Genomic DNA, 16,618 nt, shown 5'->3' with positions numbered 1-16,618 from the left:
GCCATGACTATTGAATCAGATATGATCCACGTAGAGGTTGTGTTTGCGCTTCCGCACGAACAGCGTGTGTTTACCTTGGTGGTGAACAAAAACGCGACTGTGGAAGAGATTATTGCGCAGTCTGGTGTTTTGGAACTGTATCCAGAAATCGACTTAGCGAAAAATAAGGTTGGCGTGTTCAGCCGTAACGTTAAGCTAGATGCGACGGTTCGTGATAAAGACCGTATCGAAATCTACCGTGCACTGTTAGCCGATCCAAAAGAGATTCGCCGTAAGCGTGCTGAGCAAGCGAAAGCAGCAGCGGCTAAATCGTAATGCTAAACCAGTTTGACTAAGAAGAGAGCTCGCTATATTGGCGAGCTTTTTTGTACCTGTTGGTTAGACAACGCAGCTAATTTGTTAGCAGATATTAAAAAGCCTGCTCGTGTTAGCAGGCTTTTGCGATTCTTGCTTTGTCGACGGATAGTTTTGTCGACTGATAGCTTTATCGGCTAAGAGCTTTGTTGACTGGAAAGCTAGCGAAGGCTTTCGAAGAACTCATCACTGGCTTCAAAATCACCGTTGATCGTTACTAGAGTGCCTGTGGCATCAAAGTTAACGACTAGGTTTTTCTGAATAGGGTCTTCATGGCCTTTTTGGTGGTGGTAAATGTAATACCACGTATCTGGGTAGCCGTTTTCGATAAGCATTGGTGAGCCCATAACGTAACGAACTTGTGTTTTTGTCATGCCAAACTTGAGCTGATCGACAGCTTCTTGTTCAACATAGTTACCCTGATTGATGTCAATTCGATAAACCAACTTCTCTAGTAGAGAGCAACCGGTCAACATTGTTAGTGCAAGTGGAACTGCAACTAACCACTTTTTAATTCGCATAGTTTGAGATCTTTCTTCGCTAAAATACTGCCTGATAATAAACAAGCTCCAGCAAGAAGTAAAAAGCTCCTTGCGCTTTGAGCTTGTTATGACTGGCAATTTTGAATTAAGTTGCAAAATTGCCAAGAATTTTCGGTAAATTATCAGAAAGTTGCCGAATATGTAACCTAAGCTGCGATTAATAACTCTTTTGCATTGGCAAGTGTCGATTCGGTAATTTGGCTGCCACCAAGCAGTCGAGCAAGCTCTGAAACGCGTTGTTGTTCATCAAGCGTGTGCATTTGAGTCTCGGTTTTACCTGATTTCGTGTTCTTCGCAACAAACAGCTGTTGGTGACCGCAACCGGCAACTTGAGGTAAGTGCGTCACACACATCACCTGCGTAGATTCGCCCAGCTTACGTAGCATTTTCCCGACAACCGCAGCCGTTGGTCCACTGATACCCACATCGACTTCATCGAAAATCAGGCTTGGTGTGTCGACTTTTTGCGCTGTGATCACCTGAATCGCTAATGAGATTCGTGATAACTCACCACCAGAAGCCACTTTAGCAATTGGCTGCATTGGTTGGCCTGGGTTGGTCGAAACAATGAAGGTCACGTTATCCATACCCAATGGAGAAGGGTGTGTGTTGGTGTTGTTCACTTCAATGGCAAACTGCGCTTTTTCCATGCTCAGTTCGTGCATGCTTTGCGTGATCAGTTTGTTGAGCTCTTTTGCATAACGAGTTCGAGATTTATGAAGCTTCTCTGATTTGGCAACGAACGACTGGTATTGGTTCTCGACATCATTGGCCAATTCATCGAGTTTTTCATCCGAGCAATCAAGTGCTTCAACCTGTTGTAATAAGTCTTGATGGTGCTTGTAAAGCTCTTCTGGTAACACGTGGTGCTTACGAGACATCGACATCACTTTAGAGAAACGCTCTTCAACGTAAGCCATACGACCGGGATCGACATCAATGCTGTCTAGGTAGGTTCTTAATTCGTTGTTGGTCTCTTCGATCTGAATAATGGCTTCAGAAAGCAAGTTCGGTAACTCGGCCAATCTTTCATCTAGCTCAGCTAACTGAATTAAGGAGTTATTGGCCGATTGCAGAATACCAAGCGCATTAACTTCTTCGCCTTCATAAATAAGCTCGATAGCTTGCTGACAGGTTGTGGCCAGTTCTCCGCTATTGGAGAGGCGCTTATGCTCTTGTTCGAGGTCTTCATATTCTTCCTCCCCAATAGACAGCTCATTTAACTCTTTGATTTGGTATTCAAGAAGTTGTTTTTGAGCTTGGTTTTGCTGGCTATTCTCACGTAACTCTTTTAAGTGGTTATCCGCTTGTCGCCATGCTTGGTAAGCATTACGTGTCGATTTCAATAGGTTCAAGTGGCCTGCGTATTGATCAAGCATGGCCATTTGATAATCGCTTTTCATCAACTGGTGATGCGCGTGTTGACCATGGATGTTGATCAACAGTTGTCCAAGTGATTTCAATTGCGAAAGAGGGACAGGGCTACCGTTGATGAATGCACGAGAACGACCTTCTTTTGAGATGGTTCTGCGCAGGATGCACTCACTGCCATCAAGCAATTCGTTGTCTTCTAACCAGCGGGTTGCATGCAGATTGTTCTCAAGTAAAAAAGCGGCACTGACTTCGGTTTTTTCTTCACCTTGTCGAACCATTCCTGCATCGGATCTTCCCCCAAGACATAAGCCTAAAGCATCGATAGCGATAGATTTACCCGCACCAGTTTCCCCGGTGATTGTTGTCATGCCTTTAGATAGTTCTAGCTGTAAAGACTTAACAATAGCGAAATTATTAACACTTAAATGAGCCAGCATTTTTATTTACCTGTATAACTGAACAATACTGTATATAAGTTCAGTATATACTGTTTCTTTATACAGTAAAGTCGACAGGTGAAAATTTTTTGCGACCGTTATCAGAATTGAGGTTGTTCGTAGATCACTGAAACCGCTATAGATTCCCAACTCAGTCGTTCCTCCCTCTTGGGAGTGGAGGTATAAGGAACTGCAGAGAAGCTAGAGCCGACGGGCTTTTACTGGCAATAAAAAGGCTGACGAATGTCCGTCAGCCTTTCAAATTTTCGGTTACCACTGGAGCGTTTATTCTTTTAGAACAGCTTACTCGACCAACCTAGTTTGTTACGTAGAACATGGTAGTAGTTGTAGTCTTTAGGATGGATCAACTTAAGTACATTCGGGCTTTGGTAAATGTGGATCTCATCACCAGGAGAAACAGGCAGTGAGATTTGACCATCGCAGCTCACCTCCTGAGTTCCACGGTTATCAGGCGATACGATAAGCTTAATACGACGCTTGCCATCCACCACTAATGGGCGGCTTGAAAGGGTATGCGGGAACATTGGCACGAGTGAGATAGCATTTAGGCTTGATGACAGGATAGGGCCGCCGCCGGAAAGCGAGTAGGCGGTAGAACCTGTCGGTGTTGAGACGATTAAGCCATCAGAGCGCTGTGAGAAGGCGAAGCTATCATCGATATACACTTCGAACTCGATCATGTGCGCCACTTGTCCGGGGTGCAGTACTGCCTCATTAAGTGCCGCATTGTGGCTTTTTATCTGGCCGTGACGATGAATTTCCGTTTCAAGTAAGAAGCGCTCTTCTTCCATGAACTCGCCTTTGAGAACATCAGTCAACGCGCTCTGGAAGTTTTCAGGGTTGAGATCGGTTAGGAAACCAAGATTACCTCGGTTAACACCAATCACTGAAATGTCGAAACGTGACAAGATTCTAGCGGCACCGAGCATGTTTCCGTCACCACCGACCACAATGGCGAGATCGGCGCGTTTACCTAATTCAATCAGGCTAGAAAAATGTTCTTTTGGGATGTCGTCTAAAATAGTGGCGAGTCTGTCATCAACAAACACTTGATAACCCTCAGCACTTAACCACTGATAGAGCTCTCTATGAGTCTGAATTGCTTGCTGATCTCGAGGTTTACCGATAATGGCGATGACTTCAAATGGCTTTTTCATAACGTTTCCAAACGAATTAGGCTTGAATCAAAATTCTTCATCCCCATAATAAAGGCAAGTTGAACGTCTATGCGAGTGTTTTATATCAATTTGGGGTGCAAACACGCCTGTCACTTGCATTGAAAACGAATTCTGGAGATATCATGAGCAACGAAGAAAACAAAGTAACCGAAGCAGAGCTAGATCAGATCATCGCTGAAGCTGAGAAAGTTGAAGAAGCTGAACTGAATGAAGACGCTGCTGATGAGCAGGAAGCAAAAATCGCTCAACTGGAAGCTGCACTGCTTTCTAGTGAATCTAAAGTGAAAGAGCAGCAAGATTCTGTTCTTCGCGCGAAAGCTGAAGTTGAAAACATGCGTCGCCGTAGCGAACAAGAAATTGATAAAGCGCGTAAATTCGCTTTGAACAAGTTTGCTGAAGGTCTGCTTCCTGTAATCGACAACCTAGAGCGTGCAATGCAAGCAGCAGACGCTGAAAACGAAGTGGTTAAGCCACTGTATGAAGGTGTTGAGCTAACGCACAAAACGTTCGTAGATACAGTGGCTAAGTTTGGTCTTACAGAGATCAACCCTGAAGGTGAAGCGTTCAACCCTGAATTTCACCAAGCGATGTCTATTCAAGAAAGCCCAGATCACGAATCGAACACGGTTATGTTTGTGATGCAAAAAGGCTACGAACTAAACGGTCGTGTGGTTCGCCCAGCGATGGTTATGGTTGCTAAGTAATGACGAATTACGTTGCCAAGTGATTGACTGATGCATTGACTGAGTTAGTCGCAGCGACAAAATAAATCACTGGTTTGCGTAAAATAAAAAGAGAGGTATAGGCCTCTCTTTTTTTGTGCCTATAACTTGAGAGTCCACGTAAATAAGCATCAAAACCGCATTAAGAATGTCGTTCTTTTTATTTCATTCAGATCAGCGATTTAGAGTTTTGTGTTATGAAACTTGTTGTGATTGAGTAAATGTTTTGATGTCACATTTGTGGTGTTTTTGTAAATAAATACTTTTAATTGTTATCTTTGTATGTAAAATCCACTGCCATATAGCGATTTTGGTCGCATATATAACTATAAAAGTACAAATTTCAAACACAACAAACTGGAGAAGAACGATGGATAAATCGCTCTCAAGTAAAATTTTTGTAGGCTTGTTCGCCGGTCTACTTATTGGTACTGCTATTCAGTACCTATTCAGCGGTATTGCTATTTTTGATACGTATCTACTTGGCGCTGCCGAAGGTGCTGGTGGTATGTTCGTATCACTTATCAAATTGCTTGTAGTTCCTCTTGTTTACGTATCTATTGTTTGCGGTATTGTTGAGCTAAAAGATATTCGTTCATTTGGTCGTCTTGGTGGTAAAACCTTTGGTCTTTACATTATTAACACCATCATCGCGATTTCAGCAGCGCTAACGATTGGTCTTATTTTCCAACCAGGTGCAGGTGCGAACCTTGCGGGTACGGTTTCTGAGACAATTGCGCTTACAACAACTGAAACACCAGACATCTTCTCTCTTGTTGTTAACATCGTTCCTAGCAACCCTGTAGAAGCGTTCGCAAGCGGCGACATGCTACAAATCATCTTCATGGCAATTTTGACAGGTCTTGCTATTCAAGCGCTTGATTCTCGTGGTGGCCCAGCTATCAAGACATTCAAGATGGCTAACGAAATCATGATGAAGCTTATCGGCCTAGTAATGAGCTTGGCGCCTTACGGTGTATTTGCTCTGATGATTCAACTGGGCGCAACACTGGATGCAGACACGCTAATGTCAGTTGCTGGCTATGTGGCGCTTGTGGTTGCAATGCTTGTGTTCTGGATTTTCTTCTTCTATCCAATGATGGTTGGTTCATTCACTGGTATTTCTCCAAAGCAGTTCCTACGTGCAACTCGTGAGCAAGTTCTATTCTCACTATCTACAGCAAGTTCGAACGCAACAATCCCAGTAACAATGCGTACTCTTACTGACAAACTAAACGTATCTAAGTCAGTAGCAGGTTTCGGTGTACCACTGGGTGCAACAATGAACATGTCTGGTGTATCTATCTACATTGCACTCGCAACTATGTTCGTAGCAAACGCGTTTGGTCAGCCAATCAATACTGCTGATATCTTCACTCTTGGTCTAACTATCCTGCTACTGTCTATCGGTGCTGGTGGTGTTCCTGGTGGCGGTGTTGTGATGGTAGGTGTTCTATTGCACCAACTAGGTTTACCACCAGAAGGTCTAGCGATTGTTGCTGCTGTTGACCGTATCTGTGACATGTTCTGTACTTCTTCTAACGTTGTTGGTGATACTGCGGTTAACACTATCGTAGCGAAATCTGAAAACGAAATCGGCGTTGAAGCTAACGAAGAAGCTGAGCTAAAGAAAGCAGAAGCATAATTCTTAATTAAGATTCGATAATTAGAAGCCCCGCTCAATGAGAGCGGGGCTTTTTTGTTTCTGATGATAAGTGCTTTGGGCTATCTGATAACTTAGCTAAAAAGATCTTTGATTGGTGTTAAGTCTCATTTTTTCTTTTTACTCGTGCCGAATTGGCCATCAGTTTTCAATCTTTAATATAGATCACATATAATAATACAATATTATTTTATTGTTCTGACAACCTACATTATGACGACATAAAGGAAACCCAATAATGAAGCTGTCTTACCTTAGCCTACTGACTGCCAGCCTTTTAGCCGCTCCCGCTCTTGCTTCTAATCACGATATTGGTCAACAGTTCAATCTTGACCCTGCAAAAGCACCAGCACAAAACTTCGATTTATCTAAATGGAAAATTAACTTACCGGAGCTGACGACTGAAGGGTCTAGAAAAGGTAAAACGCTGGAGATTGGTAAAAAGGAACTGTCGAATGTAGACACGCCTTACGTTCACCCTAAATGGTTCTACACGGATGCCGAGTCTGGTGCGATGGTGTTTGTGGCTCCGAATACAGCTCCAACGACGCCAAACAGTAAAAACACGCGTAGTGAGCTAAGAGCGATGCTAGCGGATAGCTACTCTGCGCCGAGCAACAACTTCGCGATTTCAAGCCATAAGAACGCGGAAGAGTTTGGCTCTATCGGTGGCCAGATGACGGCAACACTTTCTGTTGATCAGGTGAGCACCAGCGGTAACTATAAGAAAACCGGTGCATTCTCTGTGGTTATTGGTCAAATCCATGGGTCGGATAATGAACCTCTGAAAATTGTTTACCGCAAGTTGCCAGAACATGAGCATGGTTCGTTAACGTGGAACTATGAGTTAAACCCGCCGACAGAGATGAAAAACGCGAAGGATGAAAACGGAAAGAAACTTCGTAAAGACATTCGCCATGATGTATTTGGTCAATACAATCTGAAAAAAGGCAGCTCGGACCCTGCTGATGGCATCAAGCTAGGTGAAGTGTTCTCATACGATGTGAATATCAAAGATAACATCATGCACTTAACCTTTACTAAGAATCCAAACTCAGCCGATCCTATTGTGAAGACGTATGATGTTGATTTGGCTAAGGGTAAGTATCAGGGGCATGATATCGACCTTGGTTATGGACAGGACTGGATGTACTTCAAGGCGGGCGCATACAATCAATGCAACACTAAGAAGTCGAGCTCAGCCTGTGAATGGCGTGGTATGGAAGCGGGTGATTACACTCAAGCGAGCTTCTACCAGTTAGTGCTAAACCAATAATATGGCTGAATCAGTCACCATTTGAACAATATTTAACTGATTAATATCTATTTGAAAAAGACCTTCCACATGAAGGTCTTTTTTTATGGCATCTGGAATAGGGTTGAGGTTTCAATGTGGCGACAAATGCGAGAGTTTCTCAACATTGGAGCCTTAATTGGCAAGGGATCGGTCACTTTTTACCTTTATGTAAAAAGATACGGGAAAAAATAGATTTTTTTTACTTATTCCCTTGAAAACCAGTTTGCAGCCCTTATCTATGGTGCATACGAAAGCAAATTACATTTGCACTTTAATTTTGTGTCTTAGGGTTGATTCCCTGATTACCACCCCCACATATGTGGGTATAGCAAAAAACTAAATAATATATATTCGGAGATGGCCTGATGGGTAAAATCATTGGTATTGATTTAGGTACTACTAACTCTTGTGTTGCTGTTCTTGACGGCGACAAACCACGCGTAATTGAAAATGCTGAAGGCGAACGCACAACAGCATCAGTAATCGCATACACAGAAGGCGAAACGCTAGTTGGTCAACCTGCAAAACGTCAAGCTGTTACTAACCCTCAAAACACACTGTTCGCTATCAAGCGTCTAATCGGTCGTCGTTTTGAAGATGAAGAAGTTCAACGCGATATCGAAATCATGCCTTTCAACATTGTTAAGGCTGACAACGGTGATGCATGGGTAGAAGCGCAAGGCCAAAAAATGGCTGCTCCTCAAGTATCTGCTGAAGTTCTTAAGAAAATGAAGAAAACAGCTGAAGACTTCCTAGGCGAAGAAGTAACTGGCGCAGTAGTAACTGTTCCTGCTTACTTCAACGATGCTCAACGTCAAGCAACGAAAGATGCTGGCCGTATCGCTGGTCTAGATGTTAAACGTATCATCAACGAACCAACTGCTGCTGCTCTAGCTTACGGCCTAGACAAGCAAGGTGGTGATCGCACTATCGCTGTATACGACCTTGGTGGTGGTACATTCGATATCTCTATCATCGAAATCGATGAAGTAGAAGGCGAGAAGACTTTCGAAGTTCTTTCAACTAACGGTGACACTCACCTTGGTGGTGAAGATTTCGATAACCGCATGATCAACTACCTAGTAGATGAGTTCAAGAAAGAGCAAGGTATCGACCTTAAAGCTGATCCACTAGCAATGCAGCGTGTTAAAGAAGCAGCAGAAAAAGCGAAAATCGAGCTTTCTTCTACTACTCAAACTGACGTAAACCTACCTTACGTTACTGCTGATGCGACTGGTCCTAAGCACATGAACATCAAAGTGACTCGTGCGAAGCTTGAGTCTCTAGTTGAAGACCTAGTTCAACGTTCTCTTGAGCCACTAAAAGTTGCTCTAGCGGATGCTGACCTATCGGTAGGCGAAATCACTGACGTTATCCTAGTTGGTGGTCAAACTCGTATGCCTATGGTTCAAGCTAAAGTAACTGAATTCTTCGGTAAAGAGCCACGTAAAGACGTGAACCCTGACGAAGCTGTTGCAATGGGTGCTGCTGTTCAAGGTGGTGTACTAGCTGGTGACGTTAAAGACGTTCTACTACTAGACGTTACTCCTCTATCTTTCGGTATCGAAACGATGGGCGGCGTGATGACTAAGCTTATCGAGAAAAACACAACTATCCCTACTAAAGCGGATCAAGTGTTCTCTACAGCTGAAGACAACCAAAACGCAGTAACTATCCACGTTCTTCAAGGTGAGCGTAAGCAAGCGACTTACAACAAGTCTCTTGGTCAGTTCAACCTAGAAGGTATCCAACCAGCACCACGTGGCATGCCACAAATCGAAGTAACATTCGACCTAGATGCTGATGGTATCCTGAACGTATCTGCTAAAGATAAAGCAACAGGTAAAGAGCAGAAGATCACTATCCAAGCATCAGGCGGCCTGTCTGAGGAAGAGATCGAAGCAATGGTACAAGAAGCAGAAGCTAACAAAGAAGCGGACAAAAAGTTCGAAGAGCTAGTAACTGCACGTAACCAAGCTGACCAAATGATTCACGGCACTAAGAAGCAAGTAGAAGAAGCTGGTGAAGCTCTACCTGCAGACGAGAAAGCTAAAATCGAAGCGGCTATCACTGCACTAGAAGAAGTTAAGTCTGGTAACGATAAAGAAGCTATCGACGCTAAAGTTCAAGAACTTATGCAAGCAGCTCAAAAGCTAATGGAAATTGCTCAACAGAAAGCTCAAGCTGAACAAGCTGGTGCTGACGCTGGTGAACAACCTAAGCAAGACGACGATGTTGTAGACGCTGAGTTTGAAGAAGTTAAAGAAGACAAAAAATAATTTCGTCGCAGAGTAGCCTGATTTCGTTATCGGAAGTGTCCACCTACTAACGTAGGCTCCGCGCTTCCACTTAGGACTCAAGCTATCTGCTTAGAAATTTGTCTCAAAGACTTATTATTGCGGGCGTCAGAGGTAACTCTCACGTCCGTAAATTTGTATTTAGACTTGTCGATCTAGATAATAGCTTTATTCGGCATTTCAGCCGGCAGAACTTTTATCTAGATTGATACACAGACTACTGAAGTGATCATTCGGTAGTAGCAATTATTTTGGTGACCTAGAACATGTCAAAACGTGATTTTTACGAAGTATTAGGCGTAAGCCGCGATGCATCAGAGCGCGATATTAAAAAAGCGTACAAACGCTTAGCGATGAAATTCCACCCGGACCGTAACCAGGGTGATGAGACCGCAGCAGATAAGTTTAAAGAAGTAAAAGTAGCGTACGAGATCCTAACTGATTCTCAAAAGAAAGCAGCTTACGACCAATACGGTCATGCAGCCTTTGAACAAGGTGGCATGGGCGGCGGCGGTGGTTTCGGCGGCGGTGGCCAAGGTGACTTCGGCGATATCTTCGGTGACGTATTTGGCGACATCTTCGGCGGCGGTCGTCGTGGTGGCGGTCAACAGCGTGCACAACGTGGTTCAGATCTACGTTACAACATGGAACTTTCTCTAGAAGAAGCGGTTCGTGGTGTTTCTAAAGAAATCGAAGTACCAACACTTGTAGAGTGTGATACTTGTGACGGCAGCGGCGCGAAAGCGGGTTCTTCTGCACAAACGTGTGGCACTTGTCATGGCCACGGCCAAGTACAAATGCGCCAAGGTTTCTTTGCGGTTCAACAGACTTGTCCTACTTGTAACGGTAAAGGCAAGATCATCAAAGACCCATGTAACTCATGTCATGGTCAAGGTCGCAAACAGAAGACGAAAACACTTAACGTTAAGATCCCTGCTGGTGTTGATACTGGCGATCGTATTCGTCTATCAGGCGAAGGCGAAGCGGGAGAGCAAGGCGCTCCAGCTGGCGATCTGTACGTACAAGTACACGTAAAAGAGCACAACATCTTCGAACGTGACGGCAATAACCTTTACTGCGAAGTACCAGTAAGCTTCTCTATGGCTGCTCTAGGCGGTGAAGTTGAAGTTCCAACACTGGATGGTCGTGTAAACCTTAAGGTACCAGAAGAGACACAAACGGGCCGTATGTTCCGTATGCGTGGCAAGGGCGTGAAAGGCGTTCGTGGTGGCGGTGTGGGTGATCTAATCGTTAAGCTAGTGGTTGAAACACCGGTTAAGCTAAGCTCTCGCCAGAAAGAACTACTGCGTGAATTCGAAGAAACATGTTGTGGTGAAGCGGCAAGCAAGCACAAGCCAAAGTCTGAAGGTTTCTTCAGCGGTGTTAAAAACTTCTTCGATGACCTAACTAAGTAATTGATAGTGATTTGAAAATTTTAAAGCCTGCCAGTGTGCAGGCTTTTTTGATCATCTCGTTTAGTTAAAAAATGCAGCCATGTATATGCCTAGTCATTCTTTAATCAAACCAAGGGCATTAATTTCTACTAGTTCCAGCAATCTGCAGGGGATTCTTCACCTGAAGATTTTAGCGTCATTGTTTTGGGAGTGCCTAAGCAAGAGTCACCACTTTGCCCCTTAGTTGACTGTGCCGTGGCAGTTATTATATATGCCATGCTGCTTGAACTTGCGACAGAAAATACATAGCGATCACTTGGTGATTCACACATAGTACAAGCCCCTCCTGAAACAATACTTCCCCAGCTATATACACCATTGTAAGACTGCTCAAGCGTGAGTTGGATTTTTGCCATATCAGCTAATGCTGCTGTTCTATGGGATTTTATTACATGCTCGGTATAGCTTGGGTAGGCAATAGCGGTTAGTACTCCAATAAGAGCCACTGCGATCAATAGTTCGATCAATGTCATCCCTTTGTTACTTAAGTTGTTGTTGTTACATTTATTTTTTCGAATCATCACGAGTAGTTCCTTCTCTATATTCAGCCTATTTTTCTTCGGTGGTAGCATCCTTGCAAGATTAAATACGGTTACGTATCGGTTTACATAGGAATTTGGGAAATGTCTCGCGGGTTTACCTTCTTAGAGCTACTCATAACCATATCAGTGCTCTCTATATTATTGGCAGTTGCCGCTCCAAGTTTTAGTTCGGTCTCGGAAACAGTGAAAATGCAACGGCTAGCTACCGAGCTGAATGGTTTTATGATGCAGGCGAAATCTGAGGCAGTTATGAGAAATACTGATCTTTGGGCTCATTTTCTAATGAATGGTAACTCAAATGACACCGGTGATTGGAAAATTGAATTGACTGAATTCGATGTTCCGAATACCGGTACGGCAATCCTTACAATGGAAGGAGTTTCATTTCGAAACATAGATTTCACCGTTAACTACAGTTCTGAACAAATTAAATTTAGTGGAGTAAACGGTAAAGCTAAAGATGGGCATCTCTTATTTGATATGAACTCTAAGCCTTTAAAGCTTATAACATATAGTACTTCTGGAAGAATGAGAATCTGTGGTGTGGGAGGAGACTTTTATGGTTATCAGACCTGCACTTAAGAGGCAGCAATTCGGTGCAACATTAGTCGAATTAATGATCTCTTCTATTTTGGGAATTGTAGTTATTGGAAGTGTGGGGTCGGTATTTATATCGGGACAAAACATCGCATCCGAGAGAAGTAAAGAATTACTATTATTACAACAAGTTTCAGGCACTCTTCAATACTTTAAAGAGGATATCCAGCGAGCAGGCTACGATGGAGGGACAGGTATGTCTCTAAAATTATCAGGAGCCACAAATACCTTATATATCTCGCCAGACTCCAAAATTGTCGCCTTTGCATACGCTCATCAATCAGAGATTCGAAATGTTGCTTTTGTATTTGATTCCGGCTTAGTCAAAGTTTGTGATAGTCCCTCCAGTATCGTAAAAACGGTATCAGCGGCTACTAGTGGATGTTCTTCAATTTTTGAGCCGAATCAAATACGAGTGATTGATTTCAATGTCAATCAATCAAGTGTTGAAGCTCAAGGTGTTAGTTCAGGCATGGCAACCATTACTATTTCTGCTGAATTAGTAGGAGATACGTCCGTTAATTATTCATCAAGTGTGATTGTAAAAAATAGGAATTGGCGATGAATAAAAATCAACAAGGTGCGGTTGTTTTACTTACAACAAGTGTATTACTAGTTACGGCGTTAATGTTGACTTTTGGTAGTTATCGTTCAGTTTTTTATCAAATAAAAAGATCTCAAAATGAGGTCGAAGCGCGCAAGCAGCAATGGGAGGCTGAAGGTGGTCTAGAGTGTGGTTTCACTCAGTTTAAAAATGAAGGGAATCTTCCTCCTACAATTACAGTGTGCTCAATGAAGAATCAAGTCACCCCTGTTTTCAATGCAATTCTAACAGGTTATCAAATATCGTCTGCGAGTGGGCATTCTCATTTGAAGAAAAATATCGTATTTGGAGGTTCACTTAGTTCTGGTGCTATACAGTCGAGTGCCGATGTTTATTTTCATTCAAGTACCACATTTTCAACACCAGATCCTGGTGTTTTAAGTAGTGATGGTTGGGAGTGTGTTGCGCTTCGATATCGTAGCCGCTATCACTATTCATCTATGGATAATAAAGGGGTGGTACATGGTGTACCTCCATATGCCGGTTTTCAAAATCCATCAGGGGCTGATTGCTCTAATGTTACAGGTAATGATCATTTGTCCAATGGAGATGGCAATGATTTTGTCTTAGATTCAAGCGTACAACCTTTTGAGTCTTTTTTCGGTGTTCCAGTTGAAAAGCATAACGATATAAGAGATGAAGGGACATTTTCGGTGATTAATGGGAGTGGGACACCCAAAATACTAGCTAATTGTGGGCAAGTTCTGGCAACACTGATTAATGCAGGCAATCATCATTTATGGGTTGAAGGAGGCTGTGAAATCACTAAAGCGCAATACAATGATTTAGTTGATGCTACAGCCTCAACTAATGGAGTTACAATTTTAATTCATGATGGGCTGATGTCTGTTATGGGAAAACCTTCTACAGGGGCGACTTCAAATCATCTTAAAGGTGTACTATTTCACCTTAATGTTGATTATTCACCTACCCCTGCCGATTGGGTGTCTTATGATGCCAATATTCATCTGAATCATGTCCCGAGTGTTATTGAAGAAAGCTACCGAACTATCACCTCTTACTATCAACACGGTGCATTTACGGTATCTGGCGGACAGTACTTTGATGCACCGAACCAAGCCGCTGTGTTCTTTGATTCACTGGATTTTAGATTTAATAAAGATGTGGTCGATAATTCAAGAAAAGAATTTACGCAAATTCAATGGCAAAAAGGTTCATGGAATGATTTGTAAACAGAAAGGTTTTAGCCTAATCGAAGTGCTTATTTCGTTTTTGTTGATCGGTGTTGGTTCTCTAGGGCTAATCAAATTACAAACGTATGTTGAGCAAAAATCTGACTTTGCTATTCATAGTGTAGAAGCTCTGCATTTGGCTGAAAATAAGCTGGAATGGTTTAGAACTCGTGGTGCATCTGCCGCTTTATCGAGTATAACGCCTGCGGATTTTGCTACGGATATTGTTGATGGTATGGATCATTCGCATGTTAAATATCAACTTAATTGGACAGTGACGAACAGTTTATCTGGAGCGCTGAAGACCGTTCAGATAACAAGCTCATGGGAAGACCGGTTTGGTAGTAATCGAGTTATCGAATTACATACTATGATTTCCAAATACAGTGAGTTTGATTGACCCTCAAGCAAACGTTTACTGCATGCCAAGGCTCATGCTACCCCTTTTACTGATAATTTTCACTCCTCGGACATTGTTTACGTGCTAGTTAAAACTCTGTATATGGAATGGTGTTTTTTATGTTTTTATATTGTTGTGGTTGTATGGTATTTTTGCAAAATATGTCTCCATTTATGGAAAATTAGGTGGAATCTTGTGCTTTTTAACAACGACTTTAATAGAATATGTGCTGTACCAATAGGCCGTGGTCAAAACTTATATTAGGCCTAAACAAAACAACATCACATATGGAGTTACAATGAGTAACCAAGCCGTAAAAAAAGCACCATCGACTGAGAAGATCAGTGGTATGGACCGCTTTCTAAACTTCATTGAACGCGCCGGCAACAAAATTCCAGATCCAGCAATCCTGTTCTTCTGGGCTCTAGTTATTGTATGGGTAGCATCTGCACTTTTATCGAATCTTTCATTCGACTTAATCAACCCTCAAACGGGTGCTGCTCTTGAAGTAAACAACCTACTAACTGGTGAAGCGCTTGCTAGCTTCCTAGCGAATATGGTTACCACGTTCACAGGCTTCGCACCTCTAGGCATCGTACTTGTTGCTATGCTAGGTGTTGGCGTTGCAGATTCTTCAGGCTTCATTACGACTGGCCTTAAGAAGATGCTTAACTTCACGCCAGCTAAGCTACTAACGCCGATGCTAATCTTGGTTGCTATCGTGTCTCACACAGCAGCTGATGCAGGTTACGTTCTAGTAATCCCTCTTGGCGGTATCATCTTCCACGCTGCGGGTCGTCACCCTCTAGCGGGTATTGCAGCAGCGTTTGCTGGTGTATCAGGTGGTTTCTCAGCGAACTTTATCCCTTCAGGTATTGATCCGCTACTAGCTGGTTTCACTCAAACAGCGGCAAACGTTCTTGACCCTGCATATGTGATCAACCCTCTAGCGAACATCTTCTTTACTGGTTTGTCTTCAATTCTAATTGTGGCAATTGGTTGGTACGTTACAGAGAAAATTATCGAGCCTCGTCTTGCTAATACGCCTGTAGATGAAGATGCAGAACAAGCACCTGATCTAGGTACGTTCACAGCCATTGAATCTAAAGCATTCAAATTCGCTGGTTGGGCAATGGTTGCCGGTATTGGTCTGCTTATCGCGGCTCTAATGCCTGAAAACTCAGCACTTCGTTCACCTGAAGGCGAATTAACGGCGTTCTCAGCACCAGTAATGAAGTCTATCGTTCCTCTGATCTTCATCCTGTTTATTATTCCGGGTATCGTCTACGGCCGTGTAGCGGGTACATTCAAGAATAGTAATGATGTTATCAAAGCAATGTCTGAGACGATGGCAACGATGGGCGCATACATTGTAATGTCGTTCTTCTGTGCTCAGTTCCTATCTGCATTCGCTCAATCAAACATCGGTACTATGCTGGCACTTTACGGTGCTGAAGGCTTGAAAGCGATGGACCTTCCAGGTGAAGCAACGGTTGTTGGTATGATTCTACTAACGGCTGCAGTTAACCTTCTTGTTGGTTCTGCTTCAGCTAAGTGGGCACTGATTGGTCCTATCCTAGTTCCAATGCTAATGGTTGTGGGTATCTCTCCTGAGCTATCTCAAGCGGCTTACCGTGTAGGTGACTCAGTGTCTAACATCATCTCTCCACTAATGGTGTTCTTCCCACTGGTTGTTGTTTACTGTCAGCGCTACGTTAAGTCGACAGGTATCGGTACTCTAGCTTCTCTAATGATGCCATTCTCGATTGCGATGTTAATCGGTTGGTCTATCTTCTTGCTAGCTTACTGGGCTCTTGGTATCCCACTAGGTATCCAAGCACCTTACACTTACACAATGTAAGATTGAACTAAGCAAAACTAAGCTTTATTCATTGCTAAGCCCGCACCGAAATGTGCGGGCTTTTTTTCGCTATTTTTTCCGT

15 protein-coding genes are annotated in these 16,618 nt (G+C 43.1%); 11 read left to right on the top strand and 4 right to left on the bottom strand.

All coding sequences use genetic code 11. The annotated features are described in order from the left end of the window. Nucleotides 1–3: 3 nt before the first annotated feature. Entirely contained in the window at nt 4–315 is a 312-nt protein-coding gene (locus LMH68_RS04710) for an RnfH family protein (RefSeq protein ID WP_004735158.1), read from the top strand. 200 nt (nt 316–515) lie between these two features. Here LMH68_RS04710 and bamE read toward each other — a convergent pair whose 3' ends face one another. The 3 genes from bamE to nadK form a co-directional block, all read right to left on the bottom strand. After that, on the bottom strand, nt 516–875 hold the full coding sequence (bamE, locus tag LMH68_RS04705) for an outer membrane protein assembly factor BamE (RefSeq protein ID WP_004735159.1): 360 nt from the start codon (nt 873–875) through the stop codon (nt 516–518). 167 nt (nt 876–1,042) lie between these two features. Further along, nucleotides 1,043–2,707 (bottom strand): DNA repair protein RecN, encoded by a 1,665-nt coding sequence (gene recN, locus LMH68_RS04700; RefSeq protein WP_229647786.1) that lies wholly within the window; start codon nt 2,705–2,707, stop codon nt 1,043–1,045. 293 nt (nt 2,708–3,000) lie between these two features. Continuing rightward, nucleotides 3,001–3,885 (bottom strand): NAD(+) kinase, encoded by an 885-nt coding sequence (gene nadK, locus LMH68_RS04695; RefSeq protein ID WP_017066747.1) that lies wholly within the window; start codon nt 3,883–3,885, stop codon nt 3,001–3,003. 143 nt (nt 3,886–4,028) lie between these two features. Here nadK and grpE point away from each other — a divergent pair, with 143 nt between their 5' ends. From grpE to dnaJ, 5 genes are all read left to right on the top strand, one after another. Continuing rightward, nucleotides 4,029–4,610, top strand: coding sequence for a nucleotide exchange factor GrpE (grpE, locus tag LMH68_RS04690; protein WP_229647787.1), 582 nt, complete (start codon nt 4,029–4,031; stop codon nt 4,608–4,610). Nucleotides 4,611–4,998: 388 nt separating this feature from the next. Further along, entirely contained in the window at nt 4,999–6,273 is a 1,275-nt protein-coding gene (locus LMH68_RS04685; protein ID WP_017072011.1) for a dicarboxylate/amino acid:cation symporter, read from the top strand. Between the two features lie 256 nt (nt 6,274–6,529). Then, complete coding sequence (locus tag LMH68_RS04680; protein ID WP_017059866.1) at nt 6,530–7,567, top strand: polysaccharide lyase family 7 protein; 1,038 nt, start codon at nt 6,530–6,532, stop codon at nt 7,565–7,567. Nucleotides 7,568–7,953: 386 nt separating this feature from the next. Beyond that, complete coding sequence (dnaK, locus tag LMH68_RS04675) at nt 7,954–9,867, top strand: molecular chaperone DnaK (RefSeq protein WP_017067645.1); 1,914 nt, start codon at nt 7,954–7,956, stop codon at nt 9,865–9,867. A 284-nt stretch (nt 9,868–10,151) separates the two neighbouring features. After that, nucleotides 10,152–11,300 (top strand): molecular chaperone DnaJ, encoded by a 1,149-nt coding sequence (gene dnaJ / locus LMH68_RS04670; protein ID WP_048608049.1) that lies wholly within the window; start codon nt 10,152–10,154, stop codon nt 11,298–11,300. A 128-nt stretch (nt 11,301–11,428) separates the two neighbouring features. Here dnaJ and LMH68_RS04665 read toward each other — a convergent pair whose 3' ends face one another. Then, nucleotides 11,429–11,860 carry a type IV pilin protein gene (locus tag LMH68_RS04665; protein ID WP_102497419.1) on the bottom strand — a complete coding sequence of 144 codons (432 nt, stop codon included), beginning with the start codon at nt 11,858–11,860 and terminating at the stop codon, nt 11,429–11,431. A gap of 102 nt (nt 11,861–11,962) precedes the next feature. Between LMH68_RS04665 and LMH68_RS04660 the strand changes: the two genes are divergently transcribed. The 5 genes from LMH68_RS04660 to LMH68_RS04640 all read left to right on the top strand — a co-directional run bounded on the left by LMH68_RS04660 (nt 11,963) and on the right by LMH68_RS04640 (nt 16,536). Then, nucleotides 11,963–12,463 carry a GspH/FimT family pseudopilin gene (locus LMH68_RS04660; RefSeq protein WP_017095315.1) on the top strand — a complete coding sequence of 167 codons (501 nt, stop codon included), beginning with the start codon at nt 11,963–11,965 and terminating at the stop codon, nt 12,461–12,463. After that, the gene (locus LMH68_RS04655; RefSeq protein WP_171732556.1) at nt 12,441–13,043 is read left to right on the top strand and encodes a PilW family protein; all 603 of its coding nucleotides are present in this window, start codon (nt 12,441–12,443) and stop codon (nt 13,041–13,043) included. Before LMH68_RS04660 ends, LMH68_RS04655 begins: the two co-directional genes overlap by 23 nt. Continuing rightward, nucleotides 13,040–14,275 (top strand): hypothetical protein, encoded by a 1,236-nt coding sequence (locus LMH68_RS04650; protein WP_136982762.1) that lies wholly within the window; start codon nt 13,040–13,042, stop codon nt 14,273–14,275. Before LMH68_RS04655 ends, LMH68_RS04650 begins: the two co-directional genes overlap by 4 nt. Then, nucleotides 14,265–14,675, top strand: a complete 411-nt coding sequence (locus LMH68_RS04645) for a prepilin-type N-terminal cleavage/methylation domain-containing protein (protein WP_017087723.1) — start codon at nt 14,265–14,267, stop codon at nt 14,673–14,675. Before LMH68_RS04650 ends, LMH68_RS04645 begins: the two co-directional genes overlap by 11 nt. A gap of 298 nt (nt 14,676–14,973) precedes the next feature. After that, nucleotides 14,974–16,536: an AbgT family transporter gene (locus LMH68_RS04640; protein WP_017059875.1), complete on the top strand. Its 1,563-nt coding sequence runs from the start codon at nt 14,974–14,976 to the stop codon at nt 16,534–16,536. Nucleotides 16,537–16,618 lie beyond the last annotated feature (82 nt).

It is taken from the genome of Vibrio sp. F13, assembly GCF_020806305.2.
Taxonomy (GTDB): domain Bacteria; phylum Pseudomonadota; class Gammaproteobacteria; order Enterobacterales; family Vibrionaceae; genus Vibrio; species Vibrio crassostreae_C.
Note: the sequence above shows the minus strand (reverse complement) of the source record. Positions and strands in the feature narration are given on the sequence as shown.

Excerpts from the sequence above, each read along its gene's own strand:
- LMH68_RS04665 (WP_102497419.1), bottom strand. The coding sequence starts at position 11,860 with ATGATTCGAAAAAATAAATGTAACAACAACAACTTAAGTAACAAAGGG.
- dnaJ (WP_048608049.1), top strand. The coding sequence starts at position 10,152 with ATGTCAAAACGTGATTTTTACGAAGTATTAGGCGTAAGCCGCGATGCA.
- bamE (WP_004735159.1), bottom strand. The coding sequence starts at position 875 with ATGCGAATTAAAAAGTGGTTAGTTGCAGTTCCACTTGCACTAACAATG.
- LMH68_RS04645 (WP_017087723.1), top strand. The coding sequence starts at position 14,265 with ATGATTTGTAAACAGAAAGGTTTTAGCCTAATCGAAGTGCTTATTTCG.
- LMH68_RS04680 (WP_017059866.1), top strand. The coding sequence starts at position 6,530 with ATGAAGCTGTCTTACCTTAGCCTACTGACTGCCAGCCTTTTAGCCGCT.
- recN (WP_229647786.1), bottom strand. The coding sequence starts at position 2,707 with ATGCTGGCTCATTTAAGTGTTAATAATTTCGCTATTGTTAAGTCTTTA.
- LMH68_RS04685 (WP_017072011.1), top strand. The coding sequence starts at position 4,999 with ATGGATAAATCGCTCTCAAGTAAAATTTTTGTAGGCTTGTTCGCCGGT.
- LMH68_RS04655 (WP_171732556.1), top strand. The coding sequence starts at position 12,441 with ATGGTTATCAGACCTGCACTTAAGAGGCAGCAATTCGGTGCAACATTA.
- grpE (WP_229647787.1), top strand. The coding sequence starts at position 4,029 with ATGAGCAACGAAGAAAACAAAGTAACCGAAGCAGAGCTAGATCAGATC.
- nadK (WP_017066747.1), bottom strand. The coding sequence starts at position 3,885 with ATGAAAAAGCCATTTGAAGTCATCGCCATTATCGGTAAACCTCGAGAT.
- LMH68_RS04650 (WP_136982762.1), top strand. The coding sequence starts at position 13,040 with ATGAATAAAAATCAACAAGGTGCGGTTGTTTTACTTACAACAAGTGTA.
- LMH68_RS04710 (WP_004735158.1), top strand. The coding sequence starts at position 4 with ATGACTATTGAATCAGATATGATCCACGTAGAGGTTGTGTTTGCGCTT.
- LMH68_RS04660 (WP_017095315.1), top strand. The coding sequence starts at position 11,963 with ATGTCTCGCGGGTTTACCTTCTTAGAGCTACTCATAACCATATCAGTG.
- LMH68_RS04640 (WP_017059875.1), top strand. The coding sequence starts at position 14,974 with ATGAGTAACCAAGCCGTAAAAAAAGCACCATCGACTGAGAAGATCAGT.
- dnaK (WP_017067645.1), top strand. The coding sequence starts at position 7,954 with ATGGGTAAAATCATTGGTATTGATTTAGGTACTACTAACTCTTGTGTT.